The 17,588-nt window shown below is 36.5% G+C and carries 19 protein-coding genes; 11 read left to right on the plus strand and 8 right to left on the minus strand.

Annotation, left to right across the window (positions count from 1 at the left end; translation table 11 throughout):
* Both ACP5Q2_RS07555 and ACP5Q2_RS07560 read left to right on the plus strand, forming a co-directional pair.
* Positions 1-1,081, plus strand: a 1,081-nt coding sequence (locus ACP5Q2_RS07555; RefSeq protein WP_428098824.1) for an AAA family ATPase, incomplete at its 5' end; no start/stop codon positions are given.
* Between the two features lie 635 nt (positions 1,082-1,716).
* Positions 1,717-2,334 carry a CsgG/HfaB family protein gene (locus ACP5Q2_RS07560; protein ID WP_424605940.1) on the plus strand — a complete coding sequence of 206 codons (618 nt, stop codon included), beginning with the start codon at positions 1,717-1,719 and terminating at the stop codon, positions 2,332-2,334.
* Between the two features lie 30 nt (positions 2,335-2,364).
* On the opposite strand, the gene groL is transcribed toward ACP5Q2_RS07560, so the two are convergent.
* Entirely contained in the window at positions 2,365-3,990 is a 1,626-nt protein-coding gene (groL, locus tag ACP5Q2_RS07565) for a chaperonin GroEL (RefSeq protein WP_428098827.1), read from the minus strand.
* 15 nt (positions 3,991-4,005) lie between these two features.
* Positions 4,006-4,299, minus strand: coding sequence for a co-chaperone GroES (groES, locus tag ACP5Q2_RS07570; protein ID WP_424605938.1), 294 nt, complete (start codon positions 4,297-4,299; stop codon positions 4,006-4,008).
* Positions 4,300-4,523: 224 nt separating this feature from the next.
* Between groES and leuC the strand changes: the two genes are divergently transcribed.
* The 6 genes from leuC to obgE all read left to right on the plus strand — a co-directional run bounded on the left by leuC (position 4,524) and on the right by obgE (position 8,837).
* A complete protein-coding gene (gene leuC, locus ACP5Q2_RS07575; RefSeq protein WP_428098830.1) occupies positions 4,524-5,915 on the plus strand; it encodes a 3-isopropylmalate dehydratase large subunit in 1,392 nt (463 codons plus the stop codon).
* Positions 5,916-5,928: 13 nt separating this feature from the next.
* On the plus strand, positions 5,929-6,531 hold the full coding sequence (gene leuD / locus ACP5Q2_RS07580) for a 3-isopropylmalate dehydratase small subunit (protein WP_428098833.1): 603 nt from the start codon (positions 5,929-5,931) through the stop codon (positions 6,529-6,531).
* A 15-nt stretch (positions 6,532-6,546) separates the two neighbouring features.
* On the plus strand, positions 6,547-7,077 hold the full coding sequence (locus ACP5Q2_RS07585) for a YqhA family protein (RefSeq protein ID WP_424605935.1): 531 nt from the start codon (positions 6,547-6,549) through the stop codon (positions 7,075-7,077).
* 88 nt (positions 7,078-7,165) lie between these two features.
* Positions 7,166-7,480 (plus strand): 50S ribosomal protein L21, encoded by a 315-nt coding sequence (rplU, locus tag ACP5Q2_RS07590; protein WP_013452138.1) that lies wholly within the window; start codon positions 7,166-7,168, stop codon positions 7,478-7,480.
* A gap of 10 nt (positions 7,481-7,490) precedes the next feature.
* On the plus strand, positions 7,491-7,754 hold the full coding sequence (gene rpmA, locus ACP5Q2_RS07595) for a 50S ribosomal protein L27 (RefSeq protein ID WP_424605933.1): 264 nt from the start codon (positions 7,491-7,493) through the stop codon (positions 7,752-7,754).
* Between the two features lie 69 nt (positions 7,755-7,823).
* Positions 7,824-8,837 (plus strand): GTPase ObgE, encoded by a 1,014-nt coding sequence (gene obgE, locus ACP5Q2_RS07600; RefSeq protein WP_424605932.1) that lies wholly within the window; start codon positions 7,824-7,826, stop codon positions 8,835-8,837.
* On the opposite strand, the gene ACP5Q2_RS07605 is transcribed toward obgE, so the two are convergent.
* The 6 genes from ACP5Q2_RS07605 to ACP5Q2_RS07630 form a co-directional block, all read right to left on the minus strand.
* The gene (locus ACP5Q2_RS07605; RefSeq protein ID WP_424605931.1) at positions 8,782-9,555 is read right to left on the minus strand and encodes an acyl-CoA dehydratase activase; all 774 of its coding nucleotides are present in this window, start codon (positions 9,553-9,555) and stop codon (positions 8,782-8,784) included. The two genes, obgE and ACP5Q2_RS07605, sit on opposite strands and share 56 nt — an antisense overlap.
* Complete coding sequence (locus tag ACP5Q2_RS07610) at positions 9,540-10,538, minus strand: 2-hydroxyacyl-CoA dehydratase family protein (protein ID WP_424605929.1); 999 nt, start codon at positions 10,536-10,538, stop codon at positions 9,540-9,542. The genes ACP5Q2_RS07605 and ACP5Q2_RS07610 overlap by 16 nt, the downstream gene beginning before the upstream one ends.
* Complete coding sequence (locus ACP5Q2_RS07615) at positions 10,535-10,831, minus strand: hypothetical protein (protein WP_424605928.1); 297 nt, start codon at positions 10,829-10,831, stop codon at positions 10,535-10,537. The genes ACP5Q2_RS07610 and ACP5Q2_RS07615 overlap by 4 nt, the downstream gene beginning before the upstream one ends.
* A 104-nt stretch (positions 10,832-10,935) precedes the next feature.
* Complete coding sequence (locus ACP5Q2_RS07620; RefSeq protein WP_428098839.1) at positions 10,936-11,100, minus strand: hypothetical protein; 165 nt, start codon at positions 11,098-11,100, stop codon at positions 10,936-10,938.
* A gap of 81 nt (positions 11,101-11,181) precedes the next feature.
* Positions 11,182-11,688 carry a hypothetical protein gene (locus ACP5Q2_RS07625; RefSeq protein WP_424605926.1) on the minus strand — a complete coding sequence of 169 codons (507 nt, stop codon included), beginning with the start codon at positions 11,686-11,688 and terminating at the stop codon, positions 11,182-11,184.
* A gap of 247 nt (positions 11,689-11,935) precedes the next feature.
* Complete coding sequence (locus ACP5Q2_RS07630) at positions 11,936-13,243, minus strand: diguanylate cyclase (RefSeq protein WP_428098841.1); 1,308 nt, start codon at positions 13,241-13,243, stop codon at positions 11,936-11,938.
* A 41-nt stretch (positions 13,244-13,284) separates the two neighbouring features.
* On the opposite strand from ACP5Q2_RS07630, the gene gltX reads away from it, so the two are divergent.
* From gltX to ACP5Q2_RS07645, 3 genes are read left to right on the plus strand one after another with little or no spacing between them, the layout of a single operon-like run.
* Entirely contained in the window at positions 13,285-14,745 is a 1,461-nt protein-coding gene (gene gltX, locus ACP5Q2_RS07635; protein ID WP_428098844.1) for a glutamate--tRNA ligase, read from the plus strand.
* Positions 14,739-16,061 carry a ribosome biogenesis GTPase Der gene (gene der, locus ACP5Q2_RS07640; RefSeq protein ID WP_428098846.1) on the plus strand — a complete coding sequence of 441 codons (1,323 nt, stop codon included), beginning with the start codon at positions 14,739-14,741 and terminating at the stop codon, positions 16,059-16,061. Before gltX ends, der begins: the two co-directional genes overlap by 7 nt.
* A gap of 18 nt (positions 16,062-16,079) precedes the next feature.
* Positions 16,080-17,381, plus strand: coding sequence for a pyridoxal phosphate-dependent aminotransferase (locus tag ACP5Q2_RS07645; protein ID WP_428098848.1), 1,302 nt, complete (start codon positions 16,080-16,082; stop codon positions 17,379-17,381).
* The last annotated feature ends 207 nt before the right edge of the window (positions 17,382-17,588 follow it).

The following is a 17,588-nucleotide window of genomic DNA, read 5'->3' on the forward strand; positions in this document are numbered from 1 at the left end:
GCCGATACTGGATGTAATTGAGAATGTTGAGCAGGCAAAAATAAACAGGGAATTTCTAAGAGGTCTATATTCAATCATAAAAGATAATGATGCTTATATACGCTTTGCATTTCTGACAGGTGTGAGTAAATTTTCAAAGGCATCGATATTTAGCGGGCTTAATATGCTTACGGATATATCGCTTAATCCAAAGTACGGCAATATCTGTGGTTATACCCAGAGGGACATTGAGACAAGCTTTAAAGACTATTTTGTTGATGTGGATATGGATAAGGTAAAGAGATGGTACAATGGATATAACTTTTTAAAAGATAATCTTTATAATCCCTTTGACATTTTACAATTTATCAGCAATGAATTTTTATTTAGAAACTACTGGTTTGAAACCGGTACACCATCTTTTTTGATAAAGCTTATAAAAGAAAGAAACTATTTTCTACCAAACCTCACAAATCTTACCCTAGATGATAAGATATTATCCAGCTTTGACATAGAGAATATAGATTTAGAAGTGATTTTATTTCAGTCAGGTTATATTACAATTGAGAAGGTAATCCAGAGCCCCAGAGGTATAGGATACAAGCTTAAAATACCGAATCTTGAAGTCCAGATATCGTTAAATGATTATATTCTCAGATACCTCTTTAACTATCGGGAAGCTAATGATATTCAAAATCAGAGTTATGATGCTTTTTACAATGGGGATCTTGATGTGATAAGAGATAATCTTAAGACCCTCTTTTCATCCATTCCATACACCAATTATACAAACAACGAACTAAAGCTTTACGAAGGCTTTTACGCCAGTGTGATATATGCCTATCTTATGTCCCTGGGATTAGACTTAATAAGTGAGGATGTGACCAACAAGGGTAGAATTGATTTAACGGTATTTGTGTCAGATAAGATATACGTTATAGAGTTTAAAGTGGATGGTAAAACAGGTGAAGCATTGGAGCAAATCAAAGAAAAAAGATACTATGAGAAATATTTAAATGATGATAAAGAAATCTATTTAGTTGGGATTGAATTAAGCTCTGAAGAGAAGAATATTGTAAATTTCGAGTGGAAAAGGGTTTAAAGATACTGCTTCAAAGTTTATGTAAGTAGTAAATCTTGTATAATAAAAAACAAACTTTAGGATCGTAGCCGTCATGTCAAATTCAAAGTTTACCAAAAAGACTTACTGGGCATAGGTAATTTTAACTCATTATTATAAAAAGCAAATAAAAAATTGCTAATCATTTAGATAAATCCATTTCTAATTATGTATCAATTTGAATCTGTATTTTCAACATTTTATGTTTATAAAACCCTCCATAATGTTGTATTATGATTTCACCAAAAAAAAGCACAATAACAATAAACTGGGGGTAATTTATTTTATATGAAATTGTAGAAAAGGATTCCGGCTTTTTCAGCTTTTCATATACAAATTCATTCAATTTTGAGTTTAAAAAAACCAAAATATATTTCAATGCTTTACCTGTTAAAATATATCCTGTATTTGTCAAAAAAATATTCTCCCTTACTATAATAAGAAAATTGTGCACCTTGTGCTAGTTTCTGCCAAACCAAATTGTTAATGCTAAATTGTTTCTGCCTTCCATTTTTCCACCCTAATCCATACTTATGGGCAAAAAATAGGGTTAAGGCAAAGAACTATCCTCTTGCTTTTTATTTGTTTTAAGGTTATCTCTTTTTATGGGGGTTACTATGCGAAATTTGCTTCTTATTTTGTTGCTGTTTTTAGTAGCTTGTGCTGAAAGTATAAATAAGGTAAACGTATCTGATAACTTTAAAATACAAAATTCAGCTACCCTTGCCATTCTGAATTTTAAAACCACAGGTCTACCTGCAAATATTGGTGAAAAAGTAGCAGAAAAATTTTCTGTGGAGATAGTTCAGACAAAAAAATTTAAAATAATTGACAGAAGCAATATAAATAAAATTTTTGAAGAGATCGGCTTTCAGGGTAATCTAGACACGCTTGGGGGTTTGGATGAAAAATCCAAAATCAAGATTAGACAACTTGGTGCTCAGTACTTTATGTCTGGAGCAGTCTTTTCATTTGAAGAGAAAAGAAGATACGATGACAATTTAGTTTTATACTCAAAAGTACACATTACTGCAAAGATTATTAATATTGAAACAGGTGAAGTTGTGTGGGGGGCTGAAAGGATGAAAGATTCAAAAGCCATCAACGCCGGTGATAGAAAACCCAAAAGCATGATGAAGGTAGAAATTGCCGCTAAATCTGCAGATAAACTTCTGGATGAAATTGTTTCCGAAATGACAGATAATATATTAAAACAGCTTAAGAATAACAAATAAAAAAGCCGGCGATTAGCCGGCTTTTTTATATTACATATCCATTCCCATGCCTGGATTTGGCATAGCAGGTTCTTTCTTTTCTGGTATTTCTGTAATCATTGCTTCAGTAGTAAGCATCAAGCCTGCTACAGATGCAGCATTCTGAAGAGCAGATCTTGTTACTTTTGTTGGATCGATGATACCTGCTTCGATCATATCTGTATAAACTTCAGCATGGGCATCAAATCCGAAAGTATCTTTTTCTGCTTCAAGGATCTTATTGACAACGATAGAACCCTCAAACCCAGCATTGGAAGCTATCTGTCTTACTGGATACTCAAGAGCCCTTCTAACTATATCAGCACCAACTTTTTGATCTGGAGTAAGATCTTTAAGGTTTGCAATAGCTCTGCTAGCTCTCAGAAGAGCAACGCCACCACCAGGAACAATACCTTCCTCTACAGCAGCTTTAGTGGCATGAAGAGCATCTTCTACCCTTGCCTTCTTCTCCTTCATTTCAGTCTCTGTGGCAGCACCCACCTTGATCACTGCTACACCACCAACAAGTTTTGCCAGTCTCTCCTGCAATTTTTCTCTATCATAATCTGAAGTGGTCTCTTCAATCTGCTTTTTGATTACGTTTACCCTTGCCTGGATATCCTCAGTTTTACCAGCACCCTCTACTATTGTAGTGTTTTCTTTCTCCACAACAACTTTTTTAGCTCTACCAAGGTCGCTAAGCTTAGCATTTTCAAGTTTGAGACCAAGCTCTTCGCTGATAACCTGACCACCAGTAAGAATAGCGATATCTTTGAGCATTTCTTTTCTTCTATCACCAAATCCTGGGGCCTTAACAGCGCAGCAGTTTAATGTACCCCTTAATTTGTTTACAACAAGTGTTGCAAGTGCTTCACCTTCAATGTCTTCAGCTATTATTAGGAATGGAGCATTCTGTTTTGCCAGCTGCTCAAGAATAGGCAAAAGCTCTTTCATGTTGGATATCTTTTTATCACAGATCAAAAGATATGGATTTTCAAGGATTGCTTCCATATTCTCAGGATCTGTCACAAAGTATGGAGACAGATAACCTCTGTCAAACTGCATACCTTCCACAACATCCAGAACTGTGTCAGTAGATTTATTCTCTTCAATAGTGATAACACCATCTTTGCCAACTCTCTCCATAGCATCTGCAATGATGTTACCGATTTCTGGATCGTTGTTAGAAGAGATTGTACCCACCTGAGCTATCTCTTTTTTCCCCTGGATAGGTTTTGACATCTTTTTAAGCTCTGCGACAACAGCTTCAACAGCCTTGTCAATACCCCTTTTAAGATCCATTGGGTTTGAACCAGCCACTACATTTTTGATACCTTCCCTATAGATAGCCTGCGCTAAAACAGTGGCCGTAGTTGTACCATCACCGGCGATATCGCTGGTCTTGGATGCAACTTCTTTAACCATCTGAGCACCAAGATTCTCAAGGGCATCCTTAAGCTCAATCTCTTTTGCAACAGTTACACCATCTTTTGTTACCAATGGAGAACCAAATTTTTTCTCAATTACTACATTCCTACCTTTTGGCCCTAATGTAACTTTCACCGCATTAGCTAATTTATCAACACCTCTTAAAATAGCCTGTCTTGCTTCTTCACTAAATGTAATCGCTTTTGCCATTATTACCTCCTTATATTATTTATTGATAATACCTAAAATGTCATCTTCTCTCATTATGAGATACTCAACACCGTCGATTTTTACTTCTGTACCAGCATATTTGCTGAAAAGAATCTTGTCACCTGGCTTAACTGTCAACTCAATTCTTGTACCATTTTCAAGGACTTTACCAGGTCCTGTTGCAATTACTTCACCTTCTTGTGGTTTCTCTTTTGCTGTGTCCGGAATAATGATACCGGAAGCTGTTTTTTCCTCTGCCTCAAGTCTTTTTACTAATACTCTGTCCTGCAATGGTTTAATACTTGCCATCAAGACCTCCTTATTATTTTATTTTAATTTTTTTGTTGGCAGTTATCAAAGCTAAGTGCTAACAGTTTTTATATATATAACTCTTCAGAAAAAAATCAAGAGTTTTTTTTAATCGACCTAATTATTTTTATGATACTTTACAATTTTAAATCACATTAAACTTTACAAATTCAAAAAAATAGTCTACTGTTAACACATAAAAATAACAGACTGAGGTATACGATATGGGGAAAAATCTTTTCAATAAAGTTTGGCAGCTACATGAAGTTGCAAAATTACCGGGCGGAAGAACTCAGCTGTTTATAGGACTTCATCTCATCCATGAAGTTACAAGCCCACAGGCCTTTTCTATGCTTAGGGAGCTTGGGCTTAAAGTTCTCTTCCCGGAAAGAACGTTTGCCACGTGTGACCACATCATCCCAACCGACGATATAAAGAGACCTTTTGCTGATCCTCTTGCAGAGGAGATGATGCAGGCTATAGAAAAAAATACAAAAGAGTTTGGGATAAAATTTTTCAGTCCAGAGACTGGTTACCAGGGGGTTGTACATATTGTGGGGCCAGAATTGGGTCTTACACAGCCCGGTATCACAGTAGCCTGCGGAGACTCCCACACCGCCACCCATGGTGCCTTTGGTGCTATTGCATTTGGCATAGGCACAAGTCAGGTCAGGGATGTCCTTGCCACCCAAACAATGGCTCTAAACAGTTTTAAAGTTAGAAAAATCGATCTAAAAGGAGATCTACCAAAAGGGGTTTACTCCAAAGATATAATATTACATATAATAAGGAAACTCGGGGTTAATGGCGGGATTGGTTATGCCTACGAATTTGCTGGCGAAGTAATCAAAAGACTATCCATGGAAGCAAGAATGACCATTTGCAACATGGCAATAGAAGGCGGTGCAAGGGTAGGATATATCAACCCTGATGAAACTACCTACGAATACCTTAAAGGGAAACCTTATGCTCCCAAAGGTGCCGATTGGGATGAAAGAATCAAATATTGGGAAAGTATAAAATCTGATCCAGACGCTGAATACGATGATCTGGTTAAGTTTGATATTTCATCGTTGGAGCCAATGGTGACATGGGGAATAACCCCTGAACAGTGTATAGGGATTTCCGAAAGTATACCCGGAGATAACTCTGATTCTGTGAGAGAAGCCCTTGAATACATGAAATTTAAACCTGGAAAGAAGATAAAAGGGACAAAAATAGATGTGGTATTTATAGGTAGTTGCACAAACGGAAGGTTGGAAGACTTAAGAGAGGCGGCCATATTTTTAAAAGGACATAAGGTTGCAAAAGGTGTGAAAGCTATAGTCGTACCTGGTTCTTATACCATCAAGAAGCAGGCTGAAGCGGAAGGTCTTGATAAAATTTTTATTGAAGCTGGATTTGAATGGAGGCTTCCGGGTTGCTCTATGTGCCTTGCAATGAATCCGGATAAACTTGTGGGGGATCAGATCTCAGTATCCACTTCAAACAGAAATTTTAAAGGTAGACAGGGATCCTCCACCGGCAGAACGATACTGGCAAGCCCGTTGACTGCTGCAGCATCAGCAATTGCCGGCGCAGTGGCTGATCCAAGAGAAATCTTTTCAATAAAGTAAAAAGGAGATTACTATGGGTATAGATCCAATAAAAACAGTAAAGGGAAGAATAATACCTATCATAGGTGACGATATAGATACCGATAGAATTATACCCGCAAGGTATCTAAAATGTGTCACTTTTGATGGGATCGGGGAATTTGCTTTTTATGATGAGAGATTTGAAAACGATGGTACTCCCAAAAATCACCCCATGAACGACCCAAAATACAAAGGTGCCAACATAATCCTCAGTGGAAACAATTTTGGCTGTGGATCCTCCAGAGAGCATGCCCCACAGTCCATAAAAAGAGCCGGATTCCAGGCAATTATTGCTGAAAGTTTTGCAGAGATATTTTACGGCAATTCATTAACACTGGGGATAGTGTGCGCTACACTTCCAAAAGAAAAGATAAAAGAGATTTCGGAAATTATAGCAAATAATCCATCTATTGAATGTTTGATCGACATTGAAAATAAAACCCTGGTGGTGGGAAACAACACTTACAACATCGAAATAAAAGAAAGCGCCAGAAAGGCTTTGATTGACGGCACATACGATAGTCTGGGTGAACTATTGAAAAACAGGGACAAAATTATAGAATTCGAAAAAGGGTTGAAATATAGATTTGTTTAGATTAAAATTCAAAGTATGAAAAAGATAGAATCATTCTTTGAAAAACTTCTCTGGCACAGTAGACTATTTCTTTTATTTGCGGTCATTTCGTCTGTTTTTGCTGCCATAATACTGATTTTTATGGGAACACTCGATATATTTATCCTTTTTAAAAAGCTAATATACTCAATCGAAAACTATTCTTACTACGAATCGATCCAGAAGGAATCACTGGGGAAAATTATCGGAGCAATAGACAACTACCTCATATCTACTGTACTTTTCATATTCGGTATAGGACTATATGAATTGTTTATCAGCAAAATAGATCTGCTGGAAGAGGATAATAAATCATCCAAAATCCTCGTCATCCACTCCCTTGACCAACTGAAAGATAAAATAGCAAAAGTGGTTGTGATGGTCCTCATAGTGACATTTTTCAAGTATTCCATAAGCCAGAAAGATTGGGACATGATAAAGCTCCTCATTCTGGCAGCTGGCACACTGCTGGTATCTTTCTCTCTTTATATAATAAACGCCAAAGGTAGTCACGATGGAGAAAAATAGCAATTTGCATACAAAAATTGAAAAAATTAGTTGACTATTTAAAAAAAAGATGTTATTAACTCAATCCTTTTAGAAAATGGAGGTAACAATGATTGCGATATTAAAAACAGGTGGAAAGCAGTATATAGTTAAGGCTGGCGATGTTTTAAAAGTTGAAAAGATAGAAGGTGAGCCTGGTGCTCTTGTAAAGTTGGATACTGTGCTTATGGTCTCTGATGGTTCAAATGTGCAGGTGGGCGCTCCCACAGTACAAGGTGCCTTTGTGGAAGCAGAAATTATTGAACAAACAAGAGGTGAAAAGGTTATTGCTTTCAAAAGAAGACCAAGACATGACTTCAAAAAGAAGATAGGTCATAGGCAACATCTCACAAAAATTAAAATAAAAGATATAAAAGTAAGTTAGGAGGCGTGAAATGGCTCACAAGAAAGCTGGTGGTAGTACAAGAAACGGTAGGGATAGTCACAGTAAACGCCTTGGAGTAAAAAGATCTGATGGCCAGGTAGTTGTGGCTGGAAATATCATAGTTAGACAGAGAGGAACACAGTTTAAACCTGGTAAAAATGTAGGTTGCGGCAAAGATTATACCCTTTTCGCTCTCGTTGATGGAAAGGTAAAATTTGAAGATAAAGGCTCAAGAGGTAAATTTGTTTCAGTATATACAGAGCAGACAGCTTAATAATATATTCCCCCTAAGACATTTAAGGGTGCATATGCACCCTTTTTTTTTACGTAAAGAGGTTTTAAATTGAAGTTCATAGATACTGTTAAGATAATTGTAAAAGCTGGAGATGGTGGTGATGGATGCATAAGCTTCCGCAGGGAGAAGTATGTCCCCAAAGGTGGACCTGATGGTGGACATGGCGGAAGAGGTGGAGATGTCATTCTGGTGGGAGATAAATCAAAGCATACCCTTTTAGACCTCAATTACAAGCATATATACAAAGCCGAAAGGGGACAACACGGACGGGGAAATGATCAAAACGGTAAATCTGGTGACGATCTACTCATAAATGTACCGTTGGGTACAGTGGTAAAAGAGATTGAAACCGGTGATATAATCGGGGAGATACTTGAAGACGGTCAAAAATTAATAGTGGCAAAAGGTGGTAGAGGTGGCAGAGGTAATTTAGCTTTTGTAAGTCCAACCCAAAGAGCACCAAGAATTGCCGAACCTGGTGAACCGGGGGAGGAAAAAAACCTCATACTGGAGCTTAAACTGATTGCGGATGTTGGGATCGTGGGATTCCCTAATGCAGGTAAATCTACGTTTATTTCTGTCGTTTCTGCAGCAAAACCCAAAATAGCTGATTACCCGTTCACCACATTAACTCCAAATTTAGGTGTGGTAAAACGTGAATTTGGAAGGTCATTTGTATTAGCCGATATGCCAGGTTTAATCGAAGGAGCCCACATGGGACTCGGTCTGGGGATTCAGTTTCTACGTCATATTGAAAGAACTAAGTTTATCCTCCATTTTATAGACTCCTCAATTGAAGAATCGATGGTGGAAAACTATTTGAAGATAAGAAATGAACTTAAATCTTATTCTGAAGAATTGGCAAATAAGTATGAAGTGGTGGTTGCCACAAAAATCGATTCAGTAAATTTAGATAATCTAAGAGATTTTGAAAACTTCATCAAAGATAAAGATTTCTTTAAAATATCAGCCATTACAATGGAGGGTGTGGAAGATTTAATTAGATTTATAAGTGAAAAGCTTTCAGAGATTGACCCACAGAATATGCAAGACAACCAATAGCCCCGTTGTAATGAGGATTTTTCAAAACATCAACCTTTTTCGAAAGATGAATAGATAAAAAGTGCAGTACCCCACTCAGTCTCACAACCCCACCACTGGCATATATACTATGTTTTGTATATTTTTTAACCAGAGGGAGTATCCTGCGGGCAATGGAGTCATTAACACCCGCCGCAATAGATTCAAGAGAATAACCCTCAGCTATTTTACTGATGATCTCCGATTCTGCAAAAACAGAACATGTTGAACTCAATTTTGCAGCATTTTCATAGCACCTACCAAACTCTTCCACAGGGGTCTTTAAAATATCAGCCGCAGTTTCTATAAATCTACCTGAGCTTGCGGCACATTTATCATTCATGACAAAGTCTTCTATATATCGATCCCTGACAACGATTACTTTGCTATCCTGTCCGCCAATATCTATTAAAACAAAATTATCTAAATCGATCTGCTCCAATGCTCCACGGTAATGAGCTTTTATCTCTGATATAACTTCAACATTTTTAAAATTTAAAAGATTTCTACCATACCCGGTGGCAACGATTCTCTCCGGCATTTCTGGTAAAAAAGATGGATCTATTAAGAGTTCACCATCTATTCTTTTTACATATTTTCTATAAAATTCAACGGTATCGTATAACCTATATTCTACTTTACCATCAAACAGCATAGCTATCTTTACAAATCTACTGCCTAAATCTATGCCCGCATACATTTTTTAGCTTCCAACATCTCAATAAACGATTCTAACCTTATCTTTGTCCTTGCATCCAGCCCTTCCGGTTCATTCCCTTCTATCGTAATTACCGGGATATCAATCTCCTTTTTAATAATCACATCCTGTATCTGTCGGTAGCAAAATGATTGAACATAATGAATAATACCATCCAGCCCTCTTGACTGTATCTCTTTTTTTATATCTTTCAACCTGTGGTAAATATCATAGGGGTAGGTGTAATCGATAAAGTTTTGTATGTAATCGTCATGCATAAAAGGCATCGAAAACTGCCTTTGAATTTCATTAAACACAACAGAAACCCCTTTACCCTCCAAAAATTGATATAGATCTGTGAATATTGGAGGCACCCCTATTACACCAAGCTTTATTTTGTGTTCTTTCTTCTCTCTTTGTACCGCTTCACCAAGAAAGCTCTCCAATTCCTGTTCAAATCTTTGGGGATCAGAGTTGAAATCTGTGGAGGATACAAGCCAGAGATGATTTTCAAAACCGCTCACATAACCATCAATGGTCAACCTATCAAGATAGATGAGCTTTTCCCTCAGAGGCTTTAATCTTTTTGCAATCTCTATACTTTCCTTTAAATTACCACCAATAGATTTAGCAAGATGTTCCATCTGTTCTTTTATAAAATTATACTTATCCTTTTCACCATAAGGGTAGGCAAAAGTGTAAACCGGAACCCCCTCTGAACGGAGAATCTCCATCAGTGCATGAGTATTACTACAATCCCCTTCTGTTACAGCAATTACTTCATCCACGGCATTATCCATTACTACGGCAAGCATCCCCTTGATCCAGTTACAGCAATTTCTTGGCAACCCATACTCTTCCGCAAAGGAGATCTTCTTGTGGGGAGATTTTGATGTTATAAAGATATTATTAAGATCTACGGGGATCTTCCCGGCAGAAAGAATTATTTCCACAGGTATAGTTGTGGTAAACCCGACTTTCTTCATTGAAGACTATAATCGATGTATCTTCTTATCTCTCTATGTAGACCGGTGCGATTTTTGAAAATTATCGTATTTTTTTCAAAAAAATTGTCGATCTCATCAAAATCCGCAATATCAACTTCCCTGCCATCATTCAGCGTTACTCTGTAAACTTTGGTAAAATCGTTCTGTTTTACAATTTTCCCTTTCAAAGCCTCATTCTTTCGTAAGACCTTTATCTGGATCTCCTGCTCATCCACCTGAAATTCGATCTCATCCCATCTCATATTTTTATAAACTATCATCCATCTACTCATAACCATACTCACAATTTTTTTACAACAATACAAATTATACCTTTTTTAGAAAAAAACAAGGATATTCCACATCCACCCATTCCATGATTAACCGACTCACCAATTTACCCATTTTTCTTACTGTCTGGGATCTTTTCAGATTTGCACAATCTCTTCTCCTGATTTGCCACTCTACCGCATGATTTGCAGTAAAACTTAGGATTTTGTATAGATTCTATAAACTTATCGTAATCATCCTTTGGTGAAATCTTACACATTGTCTTGGCCATAGCATACCTCCTAAGAGTGTAAAAAAGATACACATCCTTCGTTAAATTACAATCAGCTATTGTTAATTATTGCCCTCTATATCATTCATTATTCCATTCTTGAGTAAGATAATCGTAAACCTTCTGGTAAAATTCGCCATCTATCACCCCTATGATAGCATCATCCAAAAACAAAATACCTTCCTTAGACACTTTTACTACTTTTATCCCTCCATCCGTTTTATTTTGGAAGTATGTGGTCACTTTTGACGAAGATATATCTAATTCAAGCTTGTGAATTGCATAATCATCAGACAAAAAACTATTCTTTATGTTGATTAAGTAATTATCGATTTCAGCAGTAAAAGCATACCTTCCAATATCTGCTACTATAGATTCATTGTTTTTCTCACCCAATAGTTTGTTAAGCAATACTGATGCGATCTCATCTGCTTTTTTGTAGTCAAAATTTTTCTCATCTTCCATAGAAAAGCACAGTATCGATTTTTGCAAATTTACGAGAATATTTTTATCCTTTTCAAAATCACCTTCATGTATCAGTAACTCACTTATGAATCGTTGTATTTTCTCGATATCTTTAAAACTCATCTTCACCTCTTTTTTTGAATTCTTCCAATACCCCTTGAGTTTTGAGAATTTATTTATAACCATGTGGGATAAACATTAAAAATGAGGGGCATTATTATTTAACATAAAACCATTTCCAAACATTTCAATAATCAATATTATTGCCGTCACCCCATAGTCCATAAAATAAATAGCAGAGACATCTCCACCGCACAGTCAAATGGAATCGATACTATTATGATTTATTATAAAAATTAAGGTAACTAATCTAAACAACCTCCACCACACCACTGGAATTTTCGATATACGCTCTGTTTCTGCCATTTTCCTTTGCTAAATAGAGAAGGTTATCCGCCTTTTTGATATATTCATCTATATTTGGGTAGTAACTGTTGCAATATTTCACCCCAATACTTGTTGTATAGGATATCACAAAATTGTTATAATTTACGGAAGAGTTTCTGATGGAGTAGAGGATCTTTTTTGTTATCTTATAAAGGTTTTCCTCATCTATATTCTGCAAGACCACAATCAGCTCTTCCCCACCAAATCTCCCCACAAAATCTGTTTTCCTTACAGATGACTTTACCCTGTGGGCAAAATCGATAATCACTTTATCTCCGCAGTCATGTCCATAGGTATCATTTATATTTTTAAATTTATCTAAATCCATCAGAATAACACTGAACATAGTCCCATACCTTTCAAAGTTATAATTCAGGATATTGAGCTGCTCTAATATATACCTTCTATTGTAAAGTCCAGTCATTGGATCTGTGGTGGCCATTTGATAAAGCTCATTGTTTATGCGGTCAAGATAATCATAAAGCTTTTTGGTTCTTATATTTGCTGTAACCCTTAGCATTATACTTTCTGGGGAAAGGGGTTTTAATGTGTAGTCATTTGCCCCAAAAAGCATAAGTGATCTTAATACCGTACTCTCTCGTGAATCGGTTATGATAATGATAGGCACCTTTTTCATAGTTCCCATCTTCCTGATCTTTTTAATCAGCTCAAGCCCCTTATTCTTACCTATATCCAGGTCTACAATGATAATATCTGGATTTTTGGATAATAACTCTATCTCCAGATCATCCTCATTCTTAAAATTGAATACCTGCATCCCAAGGGAGTGAAGCACGTTATTGATTATGACTTCATCATCTTTATGATTTATTATTGTACAGGCAATGGATCCCCTTACATTCGATATTTCTATCAGCTCCACAAGTTCATCCACATAACTTACAATGGAATCGTCTATTTTTGTCCTTACGAGGTAATCTATTGCTCCTGATTCAATGGCAATCCGCCTTCTTTCATCATTGTCTTCAGAGCTGAGAATAACAACCGGAACATTTTTAAAATGTTCATTTACATACCTGCACAACTCATTCCCAAAACCATCTTTTAATTCATACGCCACCAGCACAAGGGAAGGGATAGCAAGAGAAAGCATCCTTCTGGCTTCTACGATAGATTCAGCCATAAGGATATTGTATTTATCTGAAAGATAGTATTCCAAAACAAATCTTGACACTTTTGAAGGGTCTGCTATAAGTATATACTTTTTCATAATTAACCAAATGTTATACATTATAATACACCGGAGGAATAATGTCAATAAGAGTTAGATTTGCCCCCAGTCCCACAGGACACATACATGTGGGTAATGCCAGAACAGCCCTTTTTAATTATCTTTTCGCTAAAAAAAATAATGGTGTTTTTATCTTAAGAATAGAAGATACAGATCTTGAAAGATCCACCTTAGAATCTGAAAATATAATATACGAAGACCTAAAATGGCTTGGACTTGATTGGGATGAGGGGCCTATTGTGGGGGGAGATTTTGGCCCATACAGGCAGAGTGAAAGACTACATATATATGATGAATATGTAAAAAAACTCATATCAGAAGGGTTTGCTTATGAGTGTTTTTGCTCCAAAGATGAACTGGAAGCTGAAAGAGAAAAAGCAAAAACGGAAGGAAGACAACCGATATACAATGGCAAATGCAGAAATTTGATCAGTGAAGAGAAAATTAGACTTAAAAATAGTGGTATCAAGCCCTCCATAAGGTTTCATGTGAAAGAAAAAGAGGTGCTTGTGAAAGATTTCATCAAAGGAGATGTTTTATTCCCCACAGATACCTTTGGGGATTTTGTAATAGTTCGTCCTGATGGCATCCCCACTTATAATTTTGCAGTTGTAATAGATGACGCACTTATGCATATAACCCACGTTATAAGAGGGGATGATCACCTAAATAATACACCAAAACAGATCCTTATATATAATGCTCTTAATTTCAAACTACCTATCTTTGTGCATATCCCGATGATTTTGGGTAGTGATCATTCCAAGCTAAGTAAAAGACATGGGGATACCTCCCTTAACCTTTTCAAAGATAAAGGCTACCTGCCAGAGGCTATGTTTAATTTCCTGGCCCTCCTCAGCTGGTCTGCACCTGATGATAAAGAAATTATGGGAAAAGAGGAGATTATCTCGCTATTTACCCTTGATAGAATATCAAAAAGCTCAGCTGTATTCGATTTTGCAAAGCTCAAATGGATGAATGGTCATTACATCAGAACCCTTGACAAAGATCGTTTATTTTCTGAAGCCATCCCTTTTTTAGAAAAAGCTGGACTTATGACGGAAGATTTTAAGAATAAGTATAAGGTAAATATCCCAGATATGATCTTTTCTTTGAGGGAAAAATTTGAAATTTTTACCGAGCTCCCGGATCTTTTCAAAGTTTATACCGAATTTAATGAAAACTTAGATGGTGAAGCGGTTGAACTTTTAAAACTTCCCACGTCAAAAGCTGTTTTGGAAGCTTTTAGAGATGCCATATTGGGGAAAACATATATTACAGCTGAAGAATACAAACGAATTACTGCAGAAATCCAGAAGTCAGTGGGTGTAAAAGGAAAGGCACTTTTTATGGTCTTAAGAGTAGGGGTTACAGGGCTTACAAAAGGTGCCGATCTGGATAAGATAGTTACACTTCTTTCGGTTGAAGATCTTATACAAAGATTGGATAAGGCCCTTAAAATAATGAGCCAGATATGTTGAAAGTAGGTATCTTAGGTAGACCCAACGTAGGGAAATCGACACTTTTTAATAGAATAGCCGGCAGAAGAATAGCCATCACAGATGACATGCCGGGTGTCACAAGAGATATGCTGGAAACTATCTGCCACTGGGAAGGGAAGTATTTTTTACTTATAGATACCCCTGGTTTTGATCTGAAGGATGACATCATAAAAAAAGAGATGCACAAACAGTTTTTCTCAGCACTTGAAGAGGTGGATCTGGTCATTTTAATGTTAGACGGCAAAGAGGGGCTGCATCCTCTGGATGAAATCGTTGTATCGATGATGAGGGAAAAAAATATCCCATTTATTCTGGTGGTGAATAAAATAGATAGTGATGAAAGGGAATTAAACGTTGCTGAGTTTTACAAGCTTGGCATTGATGATATGTTATCCATAAGTGCAAATCATGGTAGAAATGTTGACATACTTCTTGATAAAATCGTTTCTCATATAAAAGAAAATCCCGAAAATTGCATTGAAGAGGAAAGACTTAAAATCGTCGTCATAGGTAGACCGAATATGGGCAAATCGAGCCTTATCAATGCCTGGTTAAATGAGGAAAGAGTAATCGTAACCCCAATTCCTGGCACCACGAGGGACGCTGTGGATAGCTATTTTGAATTTGAAGGCGATAAATATATCTTAATCGACACTGCCGGAATAAGAAAAAAGTCTGTAATGTTTAAAGATCGAATAGAAAAATATGGTTACTACAGAGCCTACGACTCCATTGAAAGATCCGATGTGGTGGTGGCACTTATTGATGCAACTGAAGGTGTAACTGAAAAGGATGTAAAAATTGTGGCTGATGCATACGAATTGGGTAAGCCTGTAATAATTGCTTTAAACAAATGGGATCTTCTTGAGGATAAAGCAGAAGCCCAGAAACATTTAGTATCTGATATAGAAGATAAATTCAAATTCATCTACAAACCTAAATACATTTTCATATCCGCAGCAACAAAGAAAAATATATTCAAGATTTTTAAGATGGCAAAGCAGCTTTTCGACGAGACAAACAAACGGGTACCCACTTCAAAACTGAATGAGATACTGGAGATTGCCCAGGCGAAGCATCAGCCCCCAATGATAAAAAATAGAAGATTGAAGTTTTACTACATGACACAGGTGGGGGTCAATCCACCAGAATTTGTGGTATTTGTAAACTATCCAGATGCTGTGCATTTTTCTTATCAGCGATATCTGTTTAATATGGTGCGGGAATACTTTGGATTTGAAGGGATTCCTATGAAGATACATTTTAGAGGTAAAAAAGATACAAAAATAAATTAAAACCATTTGAGGTGTTGTATGAGATCAAATATCGCAAAAGGAAACAGTGGACTAACCTATGAAATTAGGAATATTGTTCTTGTGGCGGAAGAACTGAAAAAAAATGGTATAGAGGTAACGTGGGAAAATATCGGTGATCCTGTCAGCAAGGGGGAAATAATTCCGGAATGGATGAAAGATATCGTAAAAGATGTTGCATCCAAAAATGAAAGCTACGCCTATTCCCCAACAAAGGGCGTCCTGTCTACGAGAGAATACCTTGCCAATCAGATTAATAAAAGAGGTGGAATACAGATAACTCCCGATGATATACTTTTTTTTAATGGACTGGGGGATGCAGTAGACAAACTTTATAGCTGTCTCCGTCCCGATTTAAGGGTATTGCTCCCGGAGCCCACATATTCATCCCATTATATCTCTGAAGTTGCCCATGGGTCAATTCCCCCATTGACTTATAGAATGAATCCTGCAAACAACTGGCAACCAGATCTAAATGAGATTAGAGAAAAGGTTCGCAGGTACAAAGCAATTGTAGGTATACTTGTATTAAACCCTGACAACCCCACAGGATTTGTCTACCCTGAGAATTTATTAAAAGAGATTGTACAAATAGCAAAGGAAAACGATCTGTACCTCATTTTTGATGAAATTTATAACAAAATTGTTTACAATGGTAAAAAAAGTGTTCTACTGGCGGACATAGTGGGGGATACACCGGCAATCAGCCTGAAGGGGATCTCCAAAGAGTTCCCATGGCCAGGTTCCAGGTGTGGATGGATGGAGTTTTATAATACTGATAAGGATGAATCCTTCAAAGAATACGTAAACACAATAGTTCAGAAGAAGATGTCTGAAGTTTGCTCCACAACTCTCCCACAAATGGCACTCCCTATCATTATGGAACACCCTGAATACAACAATTATTTACTCGAGCGATCAACACACTATCAAAAGCTATCCAATATAGCTTACGATATTTTAAAAGAAAATAAATACCTTTTCGTAAATAGGACTGATGGCGCTTTTTACATGGCTGTTGCCTTCAAAGATGGTATTTTAAACAATAAAATGAAATTGAAAATTGCAAATAAAAATGTGGAGAGTTTTGTAGAAAAACTGATGGATCCTGATATGGAGCTGGACAAAAGATTTGTATATTACCTCTTAGGTTCTACCGGTATCTGTGTAGTACCACTCACATCATTTTACACAGACATACCTGGTTTTAGAATGACCCTTCTGGAAAAAGATCTGAATAAATTTGAAAAAACAGTAAAAACAATATCCGATAAAGTAATAGAATATGTAGAAAGTGTTTAACACTAAGGATAGGTTTCACCTATCCTTTTTTGCCATATTGACTTACTGAAGATAAACGAAAAAATATAGCCATAAAATAATTTTTTACGTCCATGCTATTTGATTATCTTGTTATAATTTATTTAATATTAAAATCAATTTTATTAAGCTTTTATTAAACCATACAATCAAACACCTATATATTTGGCAGTTTAATTAATTTTAAAT

It is taken from the genome of Calditerrivibrio sp., from assembly GCF_049968475.1.
Taxonomy (GTDB): Bacteria; Chrysiogenota; Deferribacteres; order Deferribacterales; family Calditerrivibrionaceae; genus Calditerrivibrio; species Calditerrivibrio nitroreducens_A.

What these genes read in the sequence shown, in the direction of transcription:
- ACP5Q2_RS07560 (WP_424605940.1), top strand. Translation starts at nt 1,717, where the DNA reads ATGCGAAATTTGCTTCTTATTTTGTTGCTGTTTTTAGTAGCTTGTGCT.
- groL (WP_428098827.1), bottom strand. Translation starts at nt 3,990, where the DNA reads ATGGCAAAAGCGATTACATTTAGTGAAGAAGCAAGACAGGCTATTTTA.
- groES (WP_424605938.1), bottom strand. Translation starts at nt 4,299, where the DNA reads ATGGCAAGTATTAAACCATTGCAGGACAGAGTATTAGTAAAAAGACTT.
- leuC (WP_428098830.1), top strand. Translation starts at nt 4,524, where the DNA reads ATGGGGAAAAATCTTTTCAATAAAGTTTGGCAGCTACATGAAGTTGCA.
- leuD (WP_428098833.1), top strand. Translation starts at nt 5,929, where the DNA reads ATGGGTATAGATCCAATAAAAACAGTAAAGGGAAGAATAATACCTATC.
- ACP5Q2_RS07585 (WP_424605935.1), top strand. Translation starts at nt 6,547, where the DNA reads ATGAAAAAGATAGAATCATTCTTTGAAAAACTTCTCTGGCACAGTAGA.
- rplU (WP_013452138.1), top strand. Translation starts at nt 7,166, where the DNA reads ATGATTGCGATATTAAAAACAGGTGGAAAGCAGTATATAGTTAAGGCT.
- rpmA (WP_424605933.1), top strand. Translation starts at nt 7,491, where the DNA reads ATGGCTCACAAGAAAGCTGGTGGTAGTACAAGAAACGGTAGGGATAGT.
- ACP5Q2_RS07605 (WP_424605931.1), bottom strand. Translation starts at nt 9,555, where the DNA reads ATGTATGCGGGCATAGATTTAGGCAGTAGATTTGTAAAGATAGCTATG.
- ACP5Q2_RS07610 (WP_424605929.1), bottom strand. Translation starts at nt 10,538, where the DNA reads ATGAAGAAAGTCGGGTTTACCACAACTATACCTGTGGAAATAATTCTT.
- ACP5Q2_RS07615 (WP_424605928.1), bottom strand. Translation starts at nt 10,831, where the DNA reads ATGAGTAGATGGATGATAGTTTATAAAAATATGAGATGGGATGAGATC.
- ACP5Q2_RS07620 (WP_428098839.1), bottom strand. Translation starts at nt 11,100, where the DNA reads ATGGCCAAGACAATGTGTAAGATTTCACCAAAGGATGATTACGATAAG.
- ACP5Q2_RS07625 (WP_424605926.1), bottom strand. Translation starts at nt 11,688, where the DNA reads ATGAGTTTTAAAGATATCGAGAAAATACAACGATTCATAAGTGAGTTA.
- ACP5Q2_RS07630 (WP_428098841.1), bottom strand. Translation starts at nt 13,243, where the DNA reads ATGAAAAAGTATATACTTATAGCAGACCCTTCAAAAGTGTCAAGATTT.
- gltX (WP_428098844.1), top strand. Translation starts at nt 13,285, where the DNA reads ATGTCAATAAGAGTTAGATTTGCCCCCAGTCCCACAGGACACATACAT.
- der (WP_428098846.1), top strand. Translation starts at nt 14,739, where the DNA reads ATGTTGAAAGTAGGTATCTTAGGTAGACCCAACGTAGGGAAATCGACA.
- ACP5Q2_RS07645 (WP_428098848.1), top strand. Translation starts at nt 16,080, where the DNA reads ATGAGATCAAATATCGCAAAAGGAAACAGTGGACTAACCTATGAAATT.